At 70.1% G+C, this 23,356-nt stretch carries 21 protein-coding genes and 1 tRNA gene; 10 read left to right on the top strand and 12 right to left on the bottom strand.

Annotation, left to right across the window (positions count from 1 at the left end; translation table 11 throughout):
* Positions 1–11 precede the first annotated feature (11 nt).
* Together F4554_RS06195 and F4554_RS06190 are read left to right on the top strand one after the other, a co-directional pair.
* Complete coding sequence (locus F4554_RS06195) at positions 12–1,262, top strand: bifunctional glycosyltransferase family 2/GtrA family protein (RefSeq protein ID WP_179786492.1); 1,251 nt, start codon at positions 12–14, stop codon at positions 1,260–1,262.
* A gap of 87 nt (positions 1,263–1,349) precedes the next feature.
* The gene (locus tag F4554_RS06190; protein WP_179786491.1) at positions 1,350–2,498 is read left to right on the top strand and encodes an alpha/beta hydrolase; all 1,149 of its coding nucleotides are present in this window, start codon (positions 1,350–1,352) and stop codon (positions 2,496–2,498) included.
* A gap of 15 nt (positions 2,499–2,513) precedes the next feature.
* Here F4554_RS06190 and F4554_RS06185 read toward each other — a convergent pair whose 3' ends face one another.
* Positions 2,514–3,218 carry a pentapeptide repeat-containing protein gene (locus tag F4554_RS06185; RefSeq protein ID WP_179786490.1) on the bottom strand — a complete coding sequence of 235 codons (705 nt, stop codon included), beginning with the start codon at positions 3,216–3,218 and terminating at the stop codon, positions 2,514–2,516.
* A 308-nt stretch (positions 3,219–3,526) separates the two neighbouring features.
* Complete coding sequence (locus F4554_RS06180) at positions 3,527–3,802, bottom strand: hypothetical protein (RefSeq protein WP_179786489.1); 276 nt, start codon at positions 3,800–3,802, stop codon at positions 3,527–3,529.
* A gap of 161 nt (positions 3,803–3,963) precedes the next feature.
* Between F4554_RS06180 and F4554_RS06175 the strand changes: the two genes are divergently transcribed.
* Together F4554_RS06175 and F4554_RS06170 are read left to right on the top strand one after the other, a co-directional pair.
* On the top strand, positions 3,964–4,950 hold the full coding sequence (locus F4554_RS06175) for a phosphotransferase family protein (RefSeq protein WP_179786488.1): 987 nt from the start codon (positions 3,964–3,966) through the stop codon (positions 4,948–4,950).
* Between the two features lie 18 nt (positions 4,951–4,968).
* Positions 4,969–6,345 (top strand): MATE family efflux transporter, encoded by a 1,377-nt coding sequence (locus F4554_RS06170; RefSeq protein ID WP_179786487.1) that lies wholly within the window; start codon positions 4,969–4,971, stop codon positions 6,343–6,345.
* A 63-nt stretch (positions 6,346–6,408) separates the two neighbouring features.
* On the opposite strand, the gene F4554_RS06165 is transcribed toward F4554_RS06170, so the two are convergent.
* Positions 6,409–6,966: a DinB family protein gene (locus tag F4554_RS06165; protein ID WP_202889166.1), complete on the bottom strand. Its 558-nt coding sequence runs from the start codon at positions 6,964–6,966 to the stop codon at positions 6,409–6,411.
* Positions 6,967–7,084: 118 nt separating this feature from the next.
* On the opposite strand from F4554_RS06165, the gene F4554_RS06160 reads away from it, so the two are divergent.
* The 4 genes from F4554_RS06160 to F4554_RS06145 all read left to right on the top strand — a co-directional run bounded on the left by F4554_RS06160 (position 7,085) and on the right by F4554_RS06145 (position 10,314).
* Positions 7,085–7,861: a phosphotransferase gene (locus F4554_RS06160; RefSeq protein ID WP_179786485.1), complete on the top strand. Its 777-nt coding sequence runs from the start codon at positions 7,085–7,087 to the stop codon at positions 7,859–7,861.
* Positions 7,862–8,013: 152 nt separating this feature from the next.
* Complete coding sequence (locus F4554_RS06155) at positions 8,014–9,237, top strand: MFS transporter (RefSeq protein ID WP_337795896.1); 1,224 nt, start codon at positions 8,014–8,016, stop codon at positions 9,235–9,237.
* A gap of 49 nt (positions 9,238–9,286) precedes the next feature.
* On the top strand, positions 9,287–9,721 hold the full coding sequence (locus F4554_RS06150; RefSeq protein ID WP_179786484.1) for a VOC family protein: 435 nt from the start codon (positions 9,287–9,289) through the stop codon (positions 9,719–9,721).
* 65 nt (positions 9,722–9,786) lie between these two features.
* Complete coding sequence (locus tag F4554_RS06145; protein ID WP_179786483.1) at positions 9,787–10,314, top strand: mycothiol transferase; 528 nt, start codon at positions 9,787–9,789, stop codon at positions 10,312–10,314.
* A gap of 3 nt (positions 10,315–10,317) precedes the next feature.
* On the opposite strand, the gene F4554_RS06140 is transcribed toward F4554_RS06145, so the two are convergent.
* The 8 genes from F4554_RS06140 to galU form a co-directional block, all read right to left on the bottom strand.
* Positions 10,318–10,887, bottom strand: a complete 570-nt coding sequence (locus F4554_RS06140) for a phosphotransferase (protein WP_179786482.1) — start codon at positions 10,885–10,887, stop codon at positions 10,318–10,320.
* Between the two features lie 329 nt (positions 10,888–11,216).
* Positions 11,217–11,293: transfer RNA gene (locus tag F4554_RS06135), tRNA-Ala, on the bottom strand.
* A gap of 126 nt (positions 11,294–11,419) precedes the next feature.
* The gene (sepX, locus tag F4554_RS06130; protein ID WP_179785437.1) at positions 11,420–12,490 is read right to left on the bottom strand and encodes a divisome protein SepX/GlpR; all 1,071 of its coding nucleotides are present in this window, start codon (positions 12,488–12,490) and stop codon (positions 11,420–11,422) included.
* 106 nt (positions 12,491–12,596) lie between these two features.
* Positions 12,597–13,244, bottom strand: a complete 648-nt coding sequence (locus F4554_RS06125; RefSeq protein ID WP_238341663.1) for a GNAT family N-acetyltransferase — start codon at positions 13,242–13,244, stop codon at positions 12,597–12,599.
* A gap of 50 nt (positions 13,245–13,294) precedes the next feature.
* Positions 13,295–13,825 (bottom strand): molybdenum cofactor synthesis domain-containing protein, encoded by a 531-nt coding sequence (locus F4554_RS06120; protein WP_179786481.1) that lies wholly within the window; start codon positions 13,823–13,825, stop codon positions 13,295–13,297.
* A complete protein-coding gene (moaC, locus tag F4554_RS06115) occupies positions 13,822–14,325 on the bottom strand; it encodes a cyclic pyranopterin monophosphate synthase MoaC (protein ID WP_179786480.1) in 504 nt (167 codons plus the stop codon). Before moaC ends, F4554_RS06120 begins: the two co-directional genes overlap by 4 nt.
* 21 nt (positions 14,326–14,346) lie before the next feature.
* Positions 14,347–15,594, bottom strand: a complete 1,248-nt coding sequence (glp, locus tag F4554_RS06110) for a molybdotransferase-like divisome protein Glp (RefSeq protein WP_179786479.1) — start codon at positions 15,592–15,594, stop codon at positions 14,347–14,349.
* A gap of 79 nt (positions 15,595–15,673) precedes the next feature.
* Positions 15,674–16,615, bottom strand: a complete 942-nt coding sequence (galU, locus tag F4554_RS06105; protein WP_179786478.1) for a UTP--glucose-1-phosphate uridylyltransferase GalU — start codon at positions 16,613–16,615, stop codon at positions 15,674–15,676.
* Positions 16,616–16,819: 204 nt separating this feature from the next.
* Here galU and F4554_RS06100 point away from each other — a divergent pair, with 204 nt between their 5' ends.
* Positions 16,820–17,455, top strand: coding sequence for a 5-formyltetrahydrofolate cyclo-ligase (locus F4554_RS06100; RefSeq protein ID WP_238341228.1), 636 nt, complete (start codon positions 16,820–16,822; stop codon positions 17,453–17,455).
* Positions 17,456–17,466: 11 nt separating this feature from the next.
* On the opposite strand, the gene F4554_RS06095 is transcribed toward F4554_RS06100, so the two are convergent.
* Positions 17,467–20,067: a penicillin acylase family protein gene (locus F4554_RS06095; protein WP_179786477.1), complete on the bottom strand. Its 2,601-nt coding sequence runs from the start codon at positions 20,065–20,067 to the stop codon at positions 17,467–17,469.
* Between the two features lie 1,064 nt (positions 20,068–21,131).
* Between F4554_RS06095 and F4554_RS06090 the strand changes: the two genes are divergently transcribed.
* Complete coding sequence (locus F4554_RS06090) at positions 21,132–23,285, top strand: ABC transporter substrate-binding protein (protein WP_179786476.1); 2,154 nt, start codon at positions 21,132–21,134, stop codon at positions 23,283–23,285.
* Positions 23,286–23,356: the final 71 nt, after the last annotated feature.

Genomic DNA, 23,356 nt, shown 5'->3' with positions numbered 1-23,356 from the left:
CTCTGGCTTGCATGACGACCACGACGACTGTCACGACCCCAACCACAGCCGCCCACGCCGTACGCCACGACGACCGATCGGACCCGGGCAGACCCGTGGTCGACGTGGTGATTCCCGTTCACAACGAGGAGATCGACCTGCCACGGTGCGTACGCCGGCTGCGCGAGCACCTGCGTGCGTACGTCCCGTACCCGTGCCGCATCACCATCGCCGACAACGCCAGCACCGACGCCACCTGGCCGATCGCCACCGAGCTCGCGGCGGAGTACCCCGAGGTGGAGGTCGTTCACCTGGACCTGAAGGGTCGCGGCCGGGCGCTGCGGACGGTGTGGATGGACTCTCCGGCGCCCGTACTCGCCTACATGGACGTGGACCTGTCCACCGACCTGGCAGCTCTGCTCCCACTGCTCGCGCCGCTCCTTTCCGGGCACTCCGACCTCGCTATCGGCACCCGCCTCACCCGGCAGTCACGCGTCCTGCGCGGACCCAAACGCGAAATCGTCTCCCGCTGCTACAACCTTCTGCTGCGCGGAACGCTGGTGGCCCGGTTCTCCGACGCGCAGTGCGGGTTCAAGGCGATCCGTGCCGACGTCGCTCGCCGGCTGCTTCCGCTGGTCGAGGACACCGGGTGGTTCTTCGACACCGAGCTCCTGGTCATCGCCGAACGCGCCGGCCTGCGTATCCACGAGGTTCCGGTGGACTGGACCGACGACCCGGACAGCCGGGTGGACATCGTGGCCACCGCCCTGGACGACCTGCGGGGCATCGCCCGCCTGGGGCGCGCGTTCACCACCAGCCGGCTGCCGCTGGGTCGGATCCGGGCGGAGTTCGGCCGCGGCCGTCCCGAACCACTCGCCGCGGGGGTGCCCGCCGGCCTGTCCCGCCAGTTGCTGCGCTTCGGCGCGGTCGGAGCGGTGAGCACGCTCGCCTACCTGGGCCTGTTCGTCGCGCTCCGCCCCGGTGTCGGCGCCCAGGCGGCCAACCTGCTCGCACTGCTGGTCACCGCGGTCGCCAACACGGCCGCGAACCGCCGGCTCACGTTCGGCGTGCGGGGCCGGGAGGCGGTCGGCCGCCACCAGGCGCAGGGCCTGCTGGTGTTCGGCCTGGGACTCGCGCTCACCAGCGGCTCGCTCGCGCTCCTGCACGCCGGGACGGCGGCACCCGGCCGCGGCGTCGAACTGGCCGTCGTGGTCGCCGCCAACCTGACCGCGACACTGCTGCGGTTCCTCCTGCTGCGCCACTGGGTGTTCCGGGCCGCGTGACCCCGGCGGGCCATGGTGCGAAGGTAGGACGCGACGACCCCGGTCCGAAGCCGAGCCGAACCCGTACCGACAGCGAAGGTGGAACCCATGACCCTCGAATCCACACCCACCACGTCGGGATCCCGTGACGGGCAGCGTTCCCCGTCGGCGGTGCGCACCGCGGAGTACCCCTGGATCCACGCCGACGGCCGGGTGACGTTCGCCGTGCCGGCGCCGTCCGCGCGTACGGTCGAGCTTCAACCCGGCGGCCACGAGAGCGGGCTGGCCGCCGGGTCGACGCTGCCGTTCACCCGCGGCGAGGACGGGATGTGGACGCTGACCACGCCGCCGGTCGCGCCCGGCTTCTACTACTACTGGCTGCTGGTCGACGGCGTACCCACCAACGACCCCAACACCGAGACGTTCTTCGGCTACGGCCGGCCCACCAGCGGCCTGGAGGTGCCCGACCCGGACACCGACTTCCACGATCTGCTGGACGTGCCGCACGGCGAGGTGCGGACGCGGTGGTTCCGCGCGGCGACCACCGGCGGCTGGCGGCGCTGCCTGGTCTACACACCGCCGGGGTACGACGACGACCCGGGCAGGCGCTACCCCGTTCTCTACCTGCAGCACGGCGCCGGGGAGGACGAGCGCGGCTGGACCACCCAGGGCAGGGCCAACTTCATCCTGGACAACCTCCTCGACCGGGGGCAGGCCGAGCAGATGATCGTGGTGATGAACAACGGGTACACGCTGAAGCCGGGCGAGGTGCCGGCCACCCCGGGGTCCATACCGGAACTGTCCGAACGCCTGCTCAACGCGTTCGGCGACCTGCTCGTGCGCGACGTCGTACCCATGGTCGACGCCACCTACCGCACCATCCCGGACCGACGTTCGCGTGCCCTGGCCGGGCTCTCCATGGGCGGCCGGCAGGCGCTGTCCGTGGGGCTGACCAACCCGGACACCTTCGCGAGCGTCGTGGCGCTCAGCGCCGCGGTGTTCGACCCGATCGACCCGGAGGCGGCGTTCGGTGGCGCGCTGGCCGACGCGGACGCGTTCAACGCGCGGACCAGGCTGCTGTGGCTGTCCGCCGGCACCGGCGAGCAGAGGTTCGACGAGGCGCTCACCTCGATGGAGGCGGTGCTCGGCAAGCAGGGCATCCACCACCGGACCTACCGCTCACCGGACACGGCACACGAGTGGCAGACCTGGCGGCGGAGCCTCTACAACGTCGCGCCGCTGCTGTTCCGCGACTGACGTGCGACCGCTCGCTCAGCCGTCGTCCGGATCGTCGTCGCCGGTCCCGATGACGATCCCGAGTGCCCCGGCAAGTGCGTAGCTCAACGCCACCAGGTCGTCGGGATCGATCACGGCTCCGCGCAGGTTGGCCACGCTGCGCAGGCCGGCGAGGACGCAGTTGCGCAGCCGGGCCCCGGTCAGGTCTGCGTGCGCGAACTGCGCACCGGACAGGTCACAGTCGTCGAACCGCGCGTTGCGGAGGTCGGCGTTGGTGAAGTCGACCTGGGTGAGCCGGCAGCCGGCGAAACGGACCCCGGTCAGCGTGCTGAACCGGAACGCCGACAGGTCCAGCCGGCACTGGTCGAAGACGACGTCCCGGAGGGTCCCGTCGGTCCAGTGCAGACCGGTGGTGCGCAGACCGCGAAGCTCACACCGGATCAGCGAGGAGCTCGTCGTGGTGACGTTGGCGAGGTCGCAGCGTTCGAACCGGCAGTCGGCGAACGTCGACTTCATGAATGCGCCACCGCGGAGCTCGACGCCCTCGAAGACGCACTCCTCGACGTCGCAGGAGGTGACGTCGCGCTCGGCGAGGTCGAGGTCGGTGTAGGCGAGCCGGCGCAGGTGACCCTCGTCGGTCAGGTCGTCGTCCGGGAGTACCGCGGGGGTCAGGGTCTTCGGCAGCTGGGGCCTGGCCGGCCGGCGGCGGGCGGGGCGCGCGGATCGGGCGGGTGGCGGCATGCACCGACCCTACGAGTCACCACCCCCGGCGCCTGCCGGCACCGGCGTACGCACGACTCGGAGGCCGTCCTCGGACATCTCGATCACCCTCGCCGAGCCTCGCTGTCACCTGTGGCGGCCCACCAGGGCCACCACTACCCCCGCGACGCCCCAGAAGAAGGTCATGTCCACGAGCTTGGATCCCGGCGGTCGCCGGGTCCATAGGCGGAAATACTCAACATCCGCTCCTGGAACTCATCCCCGCCGCCGGCGCCGCGCCGCTCCCGAACCAGCCCCCACCTCCGACATACGGGCGTGGGTAGCGCACTTCAACATCCACCACCGTCGCCGCCTCCCCCTCCGCCGTCACCACCACCGCCGCAGTCTCCGCCGCCCCCTCCGCCGCCGTCGCCGTAGAACCCGCTACCGCCATGGCTGGTACCCCGACCTCCGTCCCACGGCACGGAGTGGGTGAAGGGCAGGGTCGGGCCGTGATCCTTGGTCCCTTTCATCTGCCGCTTCCTGTCCGAGCGGCCGTCAGAGAAGTGCGCGAGGAGGAGCAGGAGTATCACTCCGATGATCCACGTGCCCAGGAAGTAGCCCATGGCACCGAGGATGAGTCCGGGCAGCGGCAATGTCCATGGGGCGGACGAGCCGGGCCGAGCGGTGTGTTCCACCCGGTGACCGGCGCCTTGTCGGTGCCTTCGAGTACTGGGAAACTTCCCTCGCCCGTCGTGTACTTCCGACGTCAGCGAGTGGGGGATCAATGGAGAGCATCACCAAGAACCGCCAGTCACCGCAGACCCTCAAGGCGATGGTCGCGCGCGCCTACGGCCCGGACCAGGTGCCGGCCGACGACGAGTGGGTGAGCGAGCTGGGGCACGGCTGGTTCAACGTCGCGTACCAGATCCGCCTCCGCGACGGCTCGAACGTCGTCGTCAAGATCGCGCCTCCGGCCGGGGTCGAGGTGATGACGTACGAACGCGGTGCGATGGCCATCGAGCTGGCCGCGCTGCGCCTCGTCCGGGAGCGGACAACCGTGCCCGTGCCGACGGTCGACTTCGCCGACAGCAGTCACGACCTCTGCGACGCCGACTACTTCTTCATGCCGTACATCGACGCCGACAACCTCGGCATCGTCAAGAAGAACTTGACACCGACCTGTCTGGATGCGTACCAGGAGGCGCTCGGTGCGGCCAACCGCGAGCTCAACTCGATCCGTGGCAGGGCGTTCGGGCCGCTCGCCGGGCCGGGTGATCAGAGCTGGCGCGTGGTGTTCACCGGCATGTTCGAGGACGTGCTCCGCGACGGCGAACGCCGCCAGGTCGACGTCGGCTGGGACTACGACGTCGTACGCGAGGTGTTCGCGGCCCACGCCGGCACCCTGGACGAGGTGGTCGAACCGAGGTACGTCGAGTGGGACCTGTGGGACGGCAACGTCATGGTCCGCGACGGGAAGATCGTGAGCATCATCGACCACGAGCGCGCGTTCTACGGCGATCCGCTGATCGAGGCGGGTTTCGTGCCCACCCAGCTCGCGGCGTTCGGTGACGCCACGGCGTTCATGCGCGGTTACGGGCAAGGCGAACTGACCGAGACCGAGCAGGTACGCCGGCAGCTGTACTGCCTGCACCTGGCGCTCATCATGGTGATCGAGACCGTCTACCGAGGGCACACCGACAGCGGTCAGTACGACTGGGCGCGGGAGCAGGTGGCCGACCTCATGACGCGGTTCGGCCGCCGTGCCCGATGAACGCTCGGTGAGTGCGCGGTGAGTGCACCCCCGGGCAGGCGTTCGGCGATCGACCACGCCTCGGCGCTGGGCACCGCGCCGGTCGGCCGGCTGCTGTGGCACGCGTGCTCGCAGACCACCCTGTCCGTGGGCGTCTACGGGATCTACGCGCTGACCAACGCGTGGTTCGTCGCGCGCGGCGTGGGGCCGCTCGCCATGGCCGCGGTCAACCTGGTCACTCCCGTGCTGCTGGTGCTCGGCGCCGTCTCGACGACGGTCGGCGTCGGCGGTGCCTCGCTGGTGTCCCGCAGTCTCGGGGCGAACGATCCGCGCTCGGCCGCACGGGCTGCCGGCAATGCGTTCGTGGTGTTCTGGGCGACCGCCGTCGCGGTGACCGTCGTGGGGCTGGTCGCGCTGGACCCGCTGCTCACGTTGCTCGGCGCGGTCGGGAACACGCGCACACTGGCGGCGGATTACGCGATCGTCATTCTCGCCGGAGCCATCATCTCCACCGGATTCTCCAGCCTGGTAAGGGCCGAGGGCCGGATGAGATTCTCGACCCTGCTGTGGCTGGTTCCGATCCTGGTGCAGATCACGCTCGATCCGCTGCTGATCTTCGGGTTCCACCTCGGCGTGCGCGGCGCGGCACTCGGCACCGTCGGCGGCCAGGCGGTGTCCGCGGTGATGAGCCTGTGGTTCTTCTTCGTCCAGCGGCACCGGCCCTACCGGATCGGCCTGGCCGACCTGCGCCCGCATCCCCCGACGATCCGGGCTCTGCTCGGCGTCGGCGCGCCGTCGTTCCTCGCCGGCTTCGGCGCCACGATGCTGGCGGTGCTCGTCAACACGACGCTCGCGCGTACCGGCGGCGCGACCGCACTGGCGGCGTTCGCCGTGTGTGCACGGATTAAGACGTTCGCGATGATGCCGCAACTCGGCATCAGCCAGGGCCTGCAACCTGTGGTCGGCTACAACGCCGGGCGAGGGTTGTACGACAGGGTGCTGCGCGCACGGACCCTCTCCCTGCGCGCCACGGTCGGCTACGGCGTACTCGTCCTCGTCGCGGTCGTCGTGTTCGCCGGCCCGCTCGTGGCGGCGTTCGTCGACGACCCCGACGTCGCGGCGACGACCCGGAACGCCCTGCGCATCATCGCGCTCGGGTTCGCCGTCGCCGGGGTCGCACCGCTGGTGTCGGCGTACTTCCAGTCGCTGGCGCGACCGCGGCCGTCGTACCTGATCTCGGTCGGTACGATCCTGGCGATCAAGGTCCCGCTCGTGGTCGCGCTCAGCCACACGGGTTCGTCGGGAGTGTGGATCAGCCTGGCAGTGGGGGAACTCGCGTCGGCGCTGGCCGCGCTGGTCGTCCTGCGACGGGTCCGGCTCGGTGACGCCTCCGGCAGACTGGACCGGTGGCTTTGATCCTTCCGGTCGAGGACGCCTGCTCGTTCTGCGCCTACCTCTCCGGGCAGGGCGAAGTAGACCCTAGAAGGTGAAGTCCTCCGGCGCGCCCTCGCCGACCCGGCCGTCCACGGCCTCGCGCAGGACGTCCGCGTGACCGGTGTGCCGGGCGTACTCCTCGATCATGTCCAGGAGCATGGCGCGGACGGTGGGCGTACGGCCGTCCGGCCAGGTGAAGGAGGACGGTCCGTCGAGCCCGCGCTCCGCGATGACCTCGGCGACTAGCGTGCGCGACCGTTCGACACCGCGACGCCACAGTGCGTAGACGTCTTCGGCGGAGTCGAGTGCCCCGGTACGCCATTCCCAGTCGGGGTCGGAGTCGAAGTCCACCGCGTCCCAGGGGTCTCCGTACTCCTGGCCGGCGAGCTTCACGGCGAGCCAGTCCGCCTCGACCAACGCCACGTGCTTGACCAGGCCGCCGAGCGTCATCGTGCTGGCGGCCGTCGTCGCGCGCAGCCCCTTCTCGTCCAGGCCGTACGTCTTCCAGGCGAAGGTCCGCCGGTTGCGTTCGAGTACCGACAGCAGCGACTCGGCCTCGGTCTGGGGCGCCGACGGGGACGGCTGCGGGGAAGCTTCGCTCATGGCCGGGGAGCATAGCCACATGTTCGTGATCACTCCGCACAGGTCTCAGGGCGCTGTCCTGGTTGGCGTCGGGAACCGGTGCCGCGGCCCGAGCGGCACGCCTGGGTACGCTCGCTGGATGGCTGAGGCAATGTCTGGTGGCCGCTTCGCGAAGCCGGTGCGCCGGGGAGACTCGGTGGAACGCGACTTTCGGCACGCAAACCCCAACGTGCACGCGCTGTTGCGGCATTTCGAGAACGTGGGATTCGAACTCGCGCCGCGGTTTCTCGGTGTCAGCGCCGACGGAAGCCGGGAGGTACTCAGCTTCGTCGAGGGTGAGACCGGCTATCCCCCGCTGCCGGCCGCACAACGGTCGGACGAGGCGCTGATGGAGGTCGCCCACGCGATTCGCGCCATGCACGACGCGACCCAGGGCTTCGAGCCGGTGGACCCGGCCACCTGGCACCACCAGGACGTCGCCATGCCCACCCGGATCGACTGCATCGGCCACCACGACCTGGCGCCGTGGAACATCGTCTTCGACGGCAGCCGGGTCGTCGGCATCCTCGACTGGGACCGCATCGGGCCTTCCAACCGGGTATGGGATCTGGCCTACGCGGCGCACCAGTTCGTACCCTTCCACCCTCCCGCGGGCCTGAAGGCGTTCGGCTGGGACACCGAGCCGGACCGCGCCGCCAGGCTGAGGATGTTCGCGGAGGCCTACGGCGGCGGGGTGACGCCGGCGGAGATCGTCGACCTCGCGGCGCTGCGGCTGCTCTCGATCGGGGCCTACATCGAAGGGCGGGTACGCGCCGGGGACTCGAGCTTCGAGGTACACCGCGAGGAGGATCACGCGCGGGGCTACCGGATCGCGGCCGAGTACGTGCTGGCCAACCGGGCGGCCCTGCTCGGCTGAACGCGGCCGGCGGGACCCCGCTGGACCAGCGTCGTCGGGTGAACGGGGCTCCTCGAACACCCACGCGAGTGCCCGGCCGATCCCGGTCGTACGGAGAAACCCGGGACGGCACCGCTGTAACGTCGGCTGGCCGCGTTCTCAGGGGGCTTCGGGTGTCGGTGCAGCAGGTCAGTGTGCGGGGACATCGCGACTTCCAGCGGCTGTGGGCAGGCCTGGCGGTCAGCCAGCTCGGCTCGGCCGTCGGCGGAGTGGCCCTGCCGATCGTCGCCGTGACGGACGTGCACGCGTCGACCTTCCAGATCTCGCTGCTCGCGGGGTTCACCGCGATCACCACGGCCCTGCTCGCGTTTCCGATGGGCAACTTCGTGGAGTTCCGGCGCAAGCGGCCGGTGATGATCACAGCCGACGTCGCCCGTTTCGTAAGCCTGGCCAGCGTCCCGCTGGCCGGACTGTCGCACGCCCTGACGTTCGCTCAGCTGTGTGTGGTCGCGGTGGTCAACGCGACCAGCGGCATCGCCTTCGGTGGCGCGGCCCAGGCACACCTGAAGGCCCTGGTGTCAACGGAGCGCCTCGTCGACGCGAACGGACGACTGGAGTCCACCAACTGGCTGCGCATGTCGGTCGGTCCCTCGCTCGGAGGCGCGCTCGTCGGCCTGCTCACCGCGCTCGGCACTCTTCTGATCGACGCCGTGTCCTTCCTCGCCAGCGCGCTGGCCATCCGCCTGATCCGTCAACCCGAGCCTGCGCCACCCGTCCGCGACAGCGAGCGGTCCCGGCGCAGCGAACTCGCGGGAGGACTTCACTTCGTGTGGGGACACCCGGCCCTGCGCAACATGCTGATCAGCTGGGTCTGTTTCGCGGGCGCGATAGCGATGTCGGGACCTGTCACCACGATCTTCTACCTGCGCGAGCTGCACTTCACGGCTTTCCAGTACGGCCTGCTGATGGGACTGCCGTCCCTGGGCGGAGTCGCCGGTGCGCGGCTCACCCGCAGAATGGTCGCCCGGTTCGGGTCGGTGCCGGTCCTGTGGTGGGCCAGCGTGCTTCGAGGACCGTGGAACTTCCTCATCCCGCTCGCCGCACCCGGCCTGATCGGTCTGGTCCAGTGCGCCGTCGGCTTCGCGGGCCTGCTGTTCTTCGCCGCGATGGCGAACTCCACCATGGCCGGCTACCGCCAGCTCGCCACACCGGACCACCTGATGTCACGCGTGTCCACGCTCTGGGTCTTCGCCACCACGGTCGCCCAGCCGCTGTTCATTCTCGTGGGTGGGCTGACGGCCGCCCAGCTCGGCTCGCGCGTGACCCTGGTCGTCTCGGCGGTGTTGGTGTGCGGTACGGCGTTCCTGCTGCCGCGGCACGAGATCACCAACCGGTGAAGGACGATGCAGTCGCCTGGCTCGCCCACGGTGCCTCTATGGTGAGCCGATGACGTCGGTCAAGCAGGTCCAGGTCACCTTCGACTGCGCAGAACCTGAGCGTGTCGCTCGCTTCTGGTGCGAGGTGCTGGGGTATGTCGTACCGCAGCCACCGGAGGGATTCGCTACCTGGGACGATTTCGATCGCTCGCTGCCGGCCGAGCACCAGGGTTCGGCGTTCGCCTGCATCGATCCCTCAGGCGTGGGCCCGCGACTGTACTTCCAGCGCGTCCCCGAGGGCAAGGTCGTCAAGAACAGGCTGCACCTTGACGTACGGGTCGGCACCGGGCTCGTCGGTGAGGAGCGCCTGGCAGCGCTGGAGTCCGAATGCACCCGACTGGTCGCGCTCGGGGCGGTGCGCGAGCGGCTGCTGCCCGCCGATGACCACAACGAGTCGTGCATCGTGATGCAGGACGTCGAGGGCAACGAGTTCTGCCTCGACTGAGTTCGGGCGAGAGGTAGGGGCTGCTCGGCTGGAGGGCGATCATCACGCGAGTAGCGTGGGTCATCGTGACCGCCGAATGGACAGCTCCTCCGGTCGAGCGCGCCGGCCCGGATCACGTTGCCGCCGAGCGCAGGGCACTAGAGCAGTGGCTCGACTACCACCGCGACACCTTGCTGATGAAGTGCGCCGGGATGACGCCCGAGCGACTGAAGCTGCGTGGGGTTCCGTCGTCCAACCTCTCGCTGCTCGGTCTGGTGAGGCACCTGGCCGACGCCGAGCGCGGATGGTTCCGCCAGTGCGCTGCCGGCCAGGACGTGCCCGACCTGTACTGGACCGAGGCCGACAGCGGCGCCGACTTCAACAACGTCGAGGCAGCCGAAGCCGAGGCCGACCTTGACCTCTACCGGCGCGAGATCGTCGCGGCGCGCGAGGCGGTGGCCGGCAAGGGGCTCGATGACGTCGTGCCCTTCCGATGGGGCGGCCCCGACCGTGACCTGCGGTGGATCTACCTGCACATGATCGAGGAGTACGCACGCCACAACGGCCATGCCGATCTGATTCGCGAAGCCATCGACGGTGTGACCGGGGACTAGCGTTCAGGCAAAGTGGTGGCCCGTCCACAGTCGGTCGCTCCGTGCGTTCTCGTTCAAACCCATGTGCCGGAAGGTCTCCCAAGGACCGCTACGCGTCGACACCCGTCGTTCGTACTCCGCCTGCACTCGAAGCACCACCTGGACCAGCTCGCCAGTGGAAATGCCGGCTCCGGTCGCGAAGGCCTCGAGACGTGCGCCTCGATCAGGCGGACTCGGGAAGCCTCGTTCGCCGGCTCGGTCGTCATCCATCAGCGGCACGGTGAACCAGGCCAGGTGGCCGGTGTCATACCAAGGATCGCCCGGCCCTGCGAAGTCCCAATCCAGTACGCCCACGACCTGATGCCGGGCGCCCCACAAGAGGTTCCAAGGGCCCAGGTCACCATGCTGCAACGCCTCGCCCGGTTTGGGAGCGCCCTCCGCAAACTGCCATTGCGCATCCGACGGACACCGGTAAGCAGCCAAGAGCGTTCGTAGGCGGCGCGCGAGCCGACCCAGCTTTTCAGCGCCTTCGTCGCTCAGGATCTCGGGAATGAACGGGAAGCCTTGGTCACGTCCTTGGATGTAGCTCAGCACCTCCCGACCTTGTGGGTCGACACCGCGTGGCTCAGGCGCGAGATCGAACCCCCTGGCTCGGAGGTCGTGCAGGAGGTGCTGGACAGATCGGGTCCAGGAACCAGCCGGACGCCGAACTGTGTCGCCAACGCGAACAAGGTCTCGATTCTCCAGACCCGCGCCGGAGATCGGCTCCTCCCGGTGCCTATCCATGTCTGCACCCTCGCGGAAGGTCGGCGCCACCGCAAGGTGGACCGATCACGGCGGCTTGGAGTGCCAGCAGTTGTACTTTGCTGCTGTACGAACGCGCGAAGGCCCTGCCGGGTGATCCCGACAGGGCCTTCGACCTGTGGTGGAGCTGAGGGGATTTGAACCCCTGACCCCCTCGATGCGAACGAGGTGCGCTACCGGACTGCGCTACAGCCCCATCCCGTGTCACGTCCCCCGCGGTGTGCGTCGCGGGCGGCGAACGACCAAGACGATAGCACGCGCACTCACCCAGAACGCCACCGCATCCACTGCCCCGGCGGGGACAGATCGACCGGAATCCGGCTCAGTCGCCCACTGCCCGCCAGCCACCGTCGCCGCTGTTCTGCTCGCCGTTGCCGGACCGCCGGTCCGCGTCGGAACGATCATCGGCGCCGGACTCGTCGAGCAGCATCTTGGGCGCGTTCTCCGGCCGGGGCAGCAGGCCGTCGGCCGACGGTCCGCCGGCGGCCCAGACGCCCGACTGGGCGAGATCGACCGTACGGACGGTACGCGGCGCCTTGGCCTTGGTGACGTACGTCGGCAACGGCACCCGCACCGGGTCCCACAGCTCACCGGACGGCGCCGGCGCCTCGGCGGCGGTGGCAGGCGGAGCGGAGGGAGTGGAGGGTGCAGACGGTACGGACGGTACGGACGGTACGGACGGTACGGACGGTACGGACGGTTCGTGGGCGGCAGCGGTGACCGGGAACGCCTCGACGGCGGCGTAGCGGCGCCGGTCCTGGTCGACGTCAGGCCCGGCCAGCCGCTCGGGCTCCCGATCGACACGGGCGGGCCTCGCGTGCCGGGAAACTGTCCGCGGTGACGGCACCTCGCGACGGTCGTCGGCGCCCCGCCTGTCGTTGAGACCCCGCCGGTCGTCGGTCACGCGACGGGCCACCGGCTCGTCCGCCGAGCGGCGCGTCCGCTCCCGTCGAGCGGCGGCGGCCGACACCACCAGGAACCCGGCGGTCAGCCCGACCGGCACCAGGACACTCCCCCAGCCGACGACACCGGCCATCGACAGGCCGGCGGCCAGCGTGGTCAGGACGGTGAGCAGGAAGAGCGTGCGTCTGCGGCGAGCCGCCTGGGAAACCCCCGGGGCACTTCCCGGCCGGCGCGCATGCGCGTAGGCCGACGAGAACTCCGGAGAGGTCGAGGCGGTGCGCTGCGGTGGCACCGTGACCTGCCCACCAGACTCGGCCGGACGGGCACTTGCTCGGCGAGCCAGAACGCGCGAAGTCGACGGGACGTCCTCGGAAGGGACGTCGTCGACTGGCCGCGCGGCGGTCGCCTCGTCGTGCCGGCGTAACCAGAGGGGGACGAGGTAGACGGCCCACGCAGCCACGATCGCCGCATAGATCAGGCCTGTACCCACGCGTACGAACGTACGCAAGAAATCCTGGAATCAGGCGCAAGTAACACGGTGTGTCGCCGGACTCGCCCGAGACTTGTCCCAGAGTCGTCCCATACGCGCTCCGGACTCAGCCGGGTGGCGCGTTGCTGCCGTGTTGTTCGGAACTCCCCCGCTGCTCCGGCGGGGTGCTTCGCTGCGAACGACGCCAGCGGTTCAGCAGGCCCTCGGGCACCTCCTCGGCGTTCAGCGCGAAGGCCAGATGGTCGCGCCAGTCGCCGTCGATGTGGAGGTAGCGCGGGCGCAAGCCCTCCTTGCGGAAGCCGAGTTTGTCCACCACCCGAAGGCTGGCGGCGTTCTCCGGACGGATGTTGATCTCGATCCGGTGCAGGCCGAGTACGAAGAAGCAGTGGTCGGCGGCCAGCGCCACCGCGGTCGGCATGATGCCGCGCCCGGCGTAGGACTGGTCGATCCAGTAGCCGATCTGCGCCCAGCGGGCCGAGCCGAGCGTGATACCGCTGACGGTCAACTGGCCGACGAGGCGTTCGACCTGCATCCCCCGCCCATGCGAACTCCCCGGCGCCGGCGGCTCGGTGTAGGTCACCACGAACGGCAGGCAGATGCCGGCGCGGGCCTGCGCCCGCAGCATCCGCACCATCGACCGGAACGTGCGCGGACGCGGCTCGACACCCGCCGGTGGCGTCGCCTCCCACGGCTGCAGCCAGGCGAGGTTGCGCGCGCGGACGTCCCGCCAGGCGCGTGCGTCGCGGGTCCGCAGCGGGCGTAGCCCGACGGGCCCCTCGGAAAGCCGTACCGGCCAGGTCCTGGTCAGCGTGCACCTCCCGCGTGATCGCCGGGCGCGTGATCTGTGGGTACGTGATCTGTGGGTACGTGGTCGCCGCCGCCGACCTGGTCGACGGCATGGACGAGCACTGGTGCGAGCACGGCCAGGCCGTCCCGCGCGCCCCCGGTCGAGCCCGGCAGGTTGACCACGAGGGTCCGTCCCGCGAGCCCGGCAAGACCGCGGGACAGGCTCGCCGCCGGTACGCCGTGCCCGAGACCATACGCCCGGATCGCCTCCGCCAAACCCGGAACCTCCCGATCGAGCAGCGGCCGGGTGACCTCCGGCGTCCGGTCGGTGGGGCTCAGGCCGGTGCCGCCGGTGGTGAGCACCACGTCGTACGCCGCGGCGACGGCCTCCCGCAGTGCCTCGCCGACCGGCGCGCCGTCGGGCACCACCCGCGGTCCGTCCACCTCGAATCCCAGGCCCGCCAGCCCCTCGACGAGCACCGGCCCGGCGCGGTCGGCGTAGACGCCCGCGGCCGCGCGGTTGGACACCGTCACCACCAGCGCTCTCACGACGGTCGCCGCCAGTCGCCGGAGACTCCGCCGGCCTTATCCTCGACCCGGACGTCGGTGATCACCGCGGCCGGGTCGACGGCCTTCACCATGTCGACCACGGACAGGGCGGCCACCGAGACCGCGGTGAGCGCCTCCATCTCGACGCCGGTCCGGTCGGCGGTGCGTACGGTCGCGGTGATCTCCACCGCGTCGTCGGCCACTGTCAGGTCGACCTTGACACCGGTCAGCGCGATGGGGTGGCACAGCGGAACGAGGTCCGGAGTCCGCTTCGCGCCCATGATCCCGGCGACCCGGGAGACACCGAGGGCGTCGCCCTTGGGCACCCCGTCACCGCGCAGCAACGCGACGACCTCTGGGCTGACGAGCACCCGCCCGGTCGCCCGCGCGGTCCGGGCGGACACCTCCTTGCCGGACACGTCGACCATCCGGGCTTCCCCGGACTCGTCCACGTGGGTGAGACCACGGGGCCGGGCTGGTTTCCGTGCTGGTTCCGACATCCGCCGCATTCCTCTTCCTGGTCAGTGGTGCGACGACGGGCCGCCCGCATCCTCGCCGTCGAGCAGCATGACGTCCAGGGTCGTGCCCTCCTCGACCTGGGTGACGTCCTCGGGCACGATCGCGAGCGCGTTGGCCCCCGCCAGCCCGGCCACCAGGTGCGAGCCGGGCCCGCCGACCGGGGCGACGTGGGCGCGGCCGTCCTCGTCGACGGAGTAGTGCACCCGGGTGTACTGCCGCTTCCCCTCCGGCGAGGTCCACCCGCCGGTCGCGGTGGCGGTGACCGTCGGCGCGACGTGCGGGGTGAGCCCCAGCATCTTGCGCAGCACCGGGCGCACGAACACCTGGAACGAGACGTACGCGCTGACCGGGTTGCCGGGCAGGGTGAAGATCGGCGTGGACTCCTCACCGACCACCCCGAAGCCCTGCGGCTTCCCCGGCTGCATCGCGACAGTGGTGAACTCCACCGTGCCGAGCCGGCTCAGCACGGTCTTGACCACGTCGTAGGCACCGACGCTGACACCGCCGCTGGTGACCACGAGGTCGGCCCGGATCAGCTGGTCCTCCAGCACCCGCATGAACTCCCGCTCGTCGTCGGGCACGCCGACCACGCGGTAGGCGATCGCGCCGGCCTCCCGCGCGGCGGCGGCCAGGGTGAAGCTGTTGGAGTCGTAGATGGCGCCGACGCCGAGCGGCTGCCCGGGCTCGCGCAGCTCCGATCCGGTGGAGAGGACGACCACGCGGGGGCGCGGGCGTACCCACACGACGTCGCGGCCGACCGAGGCGAGCAGCCCGATCTGGCGGGCGTCCAGCCGGGTGCCGGCGCGGACCAGCAGCTGACCTGTGCGCACGTCCTCGCCGCGCCGCCGGATGTAGTCGCGGTCGCCGGGAGCACGGGTGATCGAGACCTTGGCCACGCCGCCGTCGGTCCACTCCACGGGGACGACCGCGTCAGCGCCGTGCGGGACCGGGGCGCCGGTCATGATCCGCAGCGCCATCCCGGGAGCGAGCGCGAGTGCCTCCACCCCACCCGCGGGGAGGTCGCCGCTGACGGGCAGCACCACCGGCGAGCCCTCGCTCGCGGTCGCGACGTCCTCGCGGCGGATGGCGTACCCGTCCATCGAGGAGTTGTCGAACGACGGAAGATCGAGGCCGGCCTCGACGTCCTCACACAACGCGCATCCGTGCGCGTCCAGCAGGTGCTGCTGGAACGGCGGCAGCTGCGCGACGGCGGCCAGCGCCTGGGCGAGGTGCTCGTCGACGGTTCTCACCGCGGGTCCTCCGATCTCACCGCACGTACCGCGCGTCTGCGTCCCGGACCGGGCCTGCTCTACGACCCTGCCCGTCCTGCTACTTGCCCTGCCCGCTCCGGCCGTTGTGCCCGTCCTTCTCCGCCACGAACTCCCGCAGCCAGGACAGGAACTCCGGCCCGAGGTCGTCCCGCTCGGCCGCCAGCCGCACCGTCGCACGGAGGTAGTCGGCGCGGTCGCCGGTGTCGTAGCGGCGGCCGCGGAAGAGGACGCCGTGCACCGGGCCGCCTTCCTCCGCCTTGCGCCCGGCCAGGGTGCGCAGGGCGTCGGTGAGCTGGATCTCTCCGCCGCGCCCGGGTTTGGTGTCGCGGAGTACGTCGAACACCTCGGGTGCCAGCACGTAGCGGCCGATGATGGCGAGGTTGCTCGGCGCCTCAGACGGGTCCGGCTTCTCCACCAGGTCGGTGATGCGTACGACGTCCTCGCGGTCGGTCGCCTCGACCGCGGCGCAGCCGTACAGGTGTGCCTGGGAGGGCTCGACCTCGATCAGTGCCAAGACGCTGCCGCCCTTCTCGCGCTGGACGTCGATCATCGTGGGCAGCAGCGGGTCGCGCTCGTCGATCAGGTCGTCACCCAGCAGGACGGCGAACGGCGAGTGGCCCACGTGCGGCGCGGCGCACAGGACCGCGTGCCCCAGTCCCTTCGGCGCACCCTGGCGGACGTAGTGCACGTCGGCCAGCCGGCTGGACAGCTGCACCTCGGCCAGGCGTTCGTCGTCGCCCTTCTCCCGCAGCGTCTCCTCCAGCTCCCACGCCCGGTCGAAGTGGTCCTCCAGGGCGCGCTTGCCACGGCCGGTGATCATCAGGACGTCCTCGAGTCCGGCGGCGACGGCCTCCTCCACGACGTACTGGATCGCGGGCTTGTCGACGACCGGGAGCATCTCCTTGGGGGTCGCCTTCGTCGCCGGCAGGAAGCGGGTGCCCAGCCCGGCGGCGGGGATGACGGCCTTACGGACTGTGGAGGAGGAACCGGAGTGACCCATGCGCCGAACCCTAGTGGGTGTGGGGGTATTCGCTCCGGAGCACCGCCGAGCCTGACCACTGATCACTGCGCGTACAGCATCGCCTACACCAACTGGTCACGATCTGTAGACCCTGTCGGGAAATTTGCGCACGGTCGGTTTAAGTGGTTGGTCATTTCCCCGAAGAGATGCGGTCACCTGAATGTTGAGAGAAGATAACGAACCATGCAGGCCGAGAGCTTCCCGCCGCCTGACAGGCAGCTTGCCAAGGAGAAGATGCGCCGGCGCGTGCTGGCCCGGCGCGCTCGGCTGCGCCCGCCCGACCTCCAGGCGTCGGCAGTTGCGCTTCGTGACGTACTGCTCAGCGTGTCCGAGGTGAGCCGGGCTGCGGTGGTCGCGGCGTACGTCGGAGTGGGCACCGAGCCCGGCACGGGTCCGTTGTTGGACGCACTTCGCCAGCGCGGCATCCGGGTCCTGCTGCCGGTCCTCGAGCCCGACTTCGACCTCGACTGGGTGGTCTACACCGGACCCGAGGGGCTGGTCCGGGCCGCCCGCGGCCTGCTCGAACCGGCCGGCCCGCGGCTGGGACCCACCGCGGTCGGCACCGCCGACGCCGTCCTCGTGCCCGGTCTCGCCGTCGACCGGTCCGGCATGCGGCTCGGCCGCGGCGGCGGCAGCTACGACCGGGTCCTCGTCCGGGCCGCGCGGGACGCGTTCCGCTGCGCGGTCCTGCACGAGGGCGAACTCGTGGACGACGACGTGCCCGCCCAGCGGCACGACCAGCGGGTGCAGGCGGCCGCGCTGCCCTCCGGGCTGGTGCGCTTTCCGCTCGCCAGGCACGAGGACACGCTCAGGGCGTAGGGCTCCAACCGCTACGGAACCAGCGCCTGCATGTGCTCGGCGACCTGCTCCACCGCGGGTTTGGCGTACGGCCAGGCGAACGTGCCGCCGGCGGCCCAGGTGCGGAACTGGTCGTTGTAGTGCTCCGACCCCGGATGCCCGGAGCTCCCGGTGAGGTTGACCCACCGGGAGTGGTCGAAGTCGGCGAGGTCGACCACCATCCGCATCGACGGGACAGCCCGCACGTCGAAGCCGGTCGGGGCGTTCCACGCCGTCGCCAGCACCGCGTCCGTTCCGCCGGGAACTTCGTACGGGCCACGGTTGAACAGCCGCTCCAGCGGCGCCACCCCGCTTCGCCCGAACGACTGGTCCACGAGCTCCAGCCGGTGCAGCCGCCCCCACCGCCACTCGGCCGGGTCCTTGGCGAGCCGGCGGGTGAGGTCCCGGCGCGCACCCTCCAGCGCCCGGCGCAGGATGACGTCGCGGTCCTCGCGTACTCCCTTGGTGCGTACGTCGTCCCACCACGGGCTGTTCGGCCGGCTCAGCAGACCGCGCACGACCTCCCACCACCGGTCACCGCCGGACGGCCAGGCGTTCCTCGGCAGCTCGTCGTGGAAGGTGTGGCCGAGCAACCTCGCCCAGACCGCGTTGAAGTACGCCGCCGGCGCGGAGTCGGCGCCCTGGCTGTAGTTCCAGCCGCGGAGCAGCCGCTGCGCCTGCGCGGTGAAGTTGTCCACCCGGACCCGCAGGAGGTACGGCACCAGCATGGCGGCTGCCTCGTTGCGGGTGTCGGTCTGGATTGCCTGCATGTCGGCCACGCCGAGCCGGCCCTTGCGGCGGAGCAGTTCGGTGATCAGGTCGCTGATCCGCTCGCTGCGGTAGCCGTAGGACCAGTGGTCGGCGAGCTGGATGGGGTACGACGCCGGTGCCACCGCCTGGTTGGCGGCGACGATGTAGCCCCGCGGCGGGTCGAACTCCGTCGGCAGCCGGTCGAAGGGCACCCAGCCGGTCCAGTCGTAGTCGCTGCTCCACCCCGGCACCGGCCAGCGTCCGTCGCTTCCCCTGCGGATCGGGATCCGGCCCGGCGCCTGGTAGCCGATGTGGCCGTCGACGTCGGCGTAGACGAGGTTCTGCGCCGGCGAGTCGAGCAACGCCGCCGCGGCGCGGAACGACTGCCAGTCGCGGGCGGCGTCGATACCGAACAACGCCTCCGCGGCCTTGCCCGGCTCCAGCGCGGTCCAACGGAGCGCGACCGCGGTCTGCCAGCCGCCCGCGCTGGACCAGCGGCCGACCCGGGACCCCCCGATCGCGCGGCCGACCGGCCCGTCCACGTCGGACAGCAGCGGGCCGTGCCGGGTGGACCGGACGATCAGCTCCACCGGGTGCCGGCCCCTGACCTTGATCGTCTCCCGCCGGGTGGTCAGCGGCTCGCGGGCTCCGTCGTACAGAGAACTGTCGCCGTCGATCCGCTCGACGTAAAGGTCGGTGACGTCAGCGCCCAGGTTGGTGAGCCCCCACGCGATCCGGTCGTTGTGCCCGATCATGACGCCCGGCATCGCGGAGAAGCCGAAGCCCGTGACGTCGAACGGGCAGGCCTGGCCGACCACCCGGCAGTGCAGGCCGATCTGGTACCACAGCGACGGCATCTGCGCGGCCAGGTGCGGGTCGTTGGCGAGCATCGGCTTGCCGGTGGTGGTGTGGGACCCGGCGACCACCCAGGAGTTGGAGCCGATGCCGGCGTTCGACCCGTCGCCGACACCGAGCGGGGAGGGCGCCGCGGCGAGGAACGCGTGAGCCTCTCGCAGCGCTCGAGCGGTGTCGGCGGGCAGGACGGCGGGCAGGTCCGCCGTCCTCGTGCCGGCAGCCGAGGTGCCGGACCCGGTGCCGACGAAGGCCGCGCGACCGGGCATCCGGGCGGACCCGGCGCCGACCGACGTCGTCACCTGGGTGACGATCGGCGGATGCCGGTCGAAGGGGTACGCCGGGTAGAGCTGGTCGACCCGGTTCGGTGCGATCCGGGTCGAGTCCAGCGCCCGGGCGATCTCGTCGTCGAGGTTGCCCCGCAGGTCCCACGCCATCGCCTTCAGCCACGCCAGTGAGTCGACCGGCGACCAGGGCTCGGGGCGCCGCTCGGGGCCGAGCAGGCCGAGGGTGTACTCCACCGACAGCCGCGAACCGCTGTGGGTGTCGAGGTAGGCGTTGACGCCATCGGTGAACGCCAGCAGGTAGCCGCGTACGGGCGCCGACAGCTGGGGGTACTCCTGCGCCGCCACCCGGCGCCAGCCCAGGGTGCGTACGAACCGGTCGGTGGGCACCAGCCGCGGGCCGAACCACTCCGCCAGCCGCCCGGCGGTGAGGTGCCGCCGGAAGTCCATCTCGTAGAAGCGGTCCTGCGCCTGGACGTACCCCTGGGCCCGGAACAGGTCCTCGGGGGTGTCGCCGTAGATCTGCGGAACACCCTGCGCGTCGCGCCGGACCTCCACGGCGGCGGACAGCCAGGGCAGCCGCGTCTCACCGTCGTACGCGGGGAGGGACCGCCGTACGGCGACGATCACGGCGGCGCTGCCCGCGACCAGAACGAGCGCGAGCAGGATCACCAGGGCGACCGCGAGGCGCACCAGTCGTCGTTGCACGCTCCGCAGCCTAGTGGTTACACCGGGGTATCCAGGGGACGTCCCGGACACGCCCGGACAAGGATCACAGCGCTCCCGGCCGTCGAGGCGACGACCGTGACGCCATCACCTCGTAACCCGCCGCCTCGGCGAACCGGCCGGGAATTCGACGGACGGCAATTCACGGAATGCACTAATGGCCGCCGTCAAATAAACAAAAAAACGGCAGCACAATTGAGCAACGACGAAATCAGGCCGCTCGAAGAATAGCCTCCGGGCGCCGTCGGTCGCGGAAGTATGGCACAACTCCCCCACGCCGCCGTCAAGAGGTGAACGTAGAGCCACATCCGCGACATCCCGGACCCGAACGGTGGCCGCCCACCTCCGACCGGGACCGGCCAAGATCTTCGCCCACACCCCTTGCACCACAGAGCTTGCGAGCGGTACAAGCAGACACTTCACCAGTTCTCGACGGCCCGGCGGGGCTCCGGACGGGGCGGATGTGGGATCGATTCCAGCACGTAGCGCATTCCCACGACAACCCGTTGTAGTTCCTTCCACATTCTGACGTTTAGTTTGTTCCAGCCTCTTGGAACCCCGCCCCGGGCGGCATTAACATGCCCGAAATTACGCGTAGGTCTCCGACTTGGGAGGCCTGACGTGCAGTGTCCGGAAGAGGTAACGAGACGGTCGCAAAACGATGACAATTCACCAGCACGCAACGCGGGTTCTGCGGGGGGATGCTCCCCGCCAGTGCCGTGCTGCCATCTGCGCACCGTGGGGCCCGCGTCAAGGCGCAGGGCCCGACACCTCGGCGAGCCGGGCATGATCAACTTCACGACGCCGAAGACCAGGCCCGCAGAGGCCGCCGGCCCCTGCGGCGTCGTGATACCGGGGAGCGTCTGCGTTGGCGCTCCCTCAACCACTGCACAACGCGCACACGTACTCACGCGACCGGGGCGTTCGGATCGTCCTGCGGTGGGATCGCGCGGTACTGAATCACTTCGGGTCCGGCCAGTCGGCAACGTCCGGCGGTCCTTCGGGATGCCGGCCCGCAGCGCCTTGATGGAAAGGGCACAGATCAGATGACCGGAAAGGCCATGCTCAACCGGCGGACGTTCCTGTACGGGTCCGCCGCCGCCGCGGGTGGCGTCATGCTCGGCGCGTGTTCGAGCGGCGGAGGCTCGACCTCCGGTGGCGGCCCCAAGAAGCAGTCGGGCGGCGGGGGTGCCGCCGCGGGCGGCAAGGGGTCGAACACCAAGGCGCTTCCCAAGCCGTCGAAGTTCCAGGAATCTCCGCTGCTCGCCGAGCAGGTCAAGGCCGGCAAGCTGGACGCGATCGAGAAGCGGCTGCCGGAGAACCCCTTCGTCATTCCTCACAAGTGGGTCAAGCCGGGCCAGTACGGCGGCGACCTGATGATGATCAGCCCCTCCGCCACCGGTGGCGCGATCGACGCCTCCAACAAGGAGTACATGTACGGCCACACGCTGCTGCGGTGGCTGAACGACGGTCTGGCCATCACCGGTGGGCTGGTCGAGTCCTGGGAGCACAACGCCGACGCGAGCGAGTGGACCCTGCACTTCCGCAAGGGCCTGCGCTGGTCGGACGGGCACCCCTGGTCCACCGACGACATCATGTTCTGGTGGACCGACCTGGTGCTCAACACCGACCACAGCGAGACCCCGCCGGACGAGTGCAAGTCCGGCACCGGCAAGGTCGCCACGCTGAGCGCGGTGGACGCGAACACCCTCTCGATGAAGTTCGACGCCCCCGCACCGCTGACCGCCGACCGGCTGGCCATGTGGGTGAAGGGCACGAACGGCAACGGCCCCAAGTGGATGGTGCCGGCGCACTTCGCCAAGCAGTACCACCCGAAGTACAACAAGAAGGTCGGCAAGAGCTGGGCCTCCGCCGGCGGACTGTTCGAGACCAACGTCGACTTCTCCCGCAACCCGAAGTGCCCCACGATGACCGGGTGGATGCTGAAGTCCCAGAAGGAGGGGCGCTCCATCGTCTGGGAGCGCAACCCCTACTACCACTGCGTCATGCCGAACGGCGACCAGCTCCCGTACGTCGACACCCTCAACATGTCGGTCGTCCAGGACAAGCAGGTCGGCAAGCTGCAGATGCAGCAGGGCAAGCTCGACTACGTGCACGGCCCGTTCTTCGGTGTCGCGCTGCCGGACGTCTCGGCGATGAAGCAGTCGCAGAAGACGTCCAAGCTGGACGTCCTGCTGTGGGACGGCGGGTCGGGCACCGGGTCGGTGTTCTTCTTCAACTACGACCACAAGGACCCGAAGCTCCGCAAGCTCATCCGCGAGCCGAAGTTCCGCAAGGCGCTGTCGATGGCGACCAAGCGGGCCGACATGCAGAAGGCGATCTACTTCAACACCGGTGAGCAGACGACCGGCACGCTGAGCCCGAAGGCCAAGGAATACAAGGTCAACGACCAGGGCAAGCAGGTCTACCAGCAGTGGCGGGACTCCGCGCTGAAGTACGACCCGGAGGCGGCCAAGAAGCTGCTGGACGAGATCGGGGTCGTCGACAAGGACGGTGACGGCTACCGCGAGTTCCCCGACGGGAGCAAGCTGAAGTTCACACTGGACTTCCCGGCCGACACCACCGACGACCACAAGCAGAAGAACTCCTACCTCGAGCGGGACTGGAAGGCCATCGGCATCAAGGCCCAGCAGAACCCCGTCGCGCCGCAGGGATGGGGCGACCTGTGGAACAACGGCAAGCTCACGTCGAACACGGCGTGGGAGGTCGGTGACGGTCCCAACCACCTCGTCTACCCGCAGTGGCTGGTGCCGATCGAGAACAGCCGGTACTGCCCGCTCGAAGGCTCCTGGTACAACGTCATCGGCACGCCCGACGAGGGCAAGCAGCTGAACGTCGACCCGTTCAAGCGGACGCCGCCGCGGATGGAGCCCGAGAAGGGCGGCCCGATCGACCAGCTGTGGAAGATCTACGACAAGTCCAAGGTCGAGCCGGACGAGATGAAGCGGACCCAGATGGTGTGGGAGATGATCAAGATCCACATCAAGTACGGTCCGTTCTTCCAGGGCTCGGTCGCCAACACCCCGCAGGTGGTGCTGGCCCGGCAGGGACTGATGAACATCCCGAAGAGGGAGAACCTCGCCCAGGGTGGCTTCGTCAACCCGTGGATCCACCCCACGCCGGCCGTCTATGACCCCGAGACCTTCTACTGGGACAAGCCCGACCAGCACAAGGTCTAAGGCGCACACGGATGGGTGGGGTGCCGGCCGGCACCCCACCCATTCCTGGCGCCCCGCCCCACCGGGATCGA

Source organism: Actinopolymorpha rutila (assembly GCF_013407855.1).
GTDB lineage: Bacteria > Actinomycetota > Actinomycetes > Propionibacteriales > Actinopolymorphaceae > Actinopolymorpha > Actinopolymorpha rutila.
The sequence above is the reverse complement of the archived record's forward strand: the minus strand, read 5'-3'. Positions and strand labels throughout refer to the sequence as shown.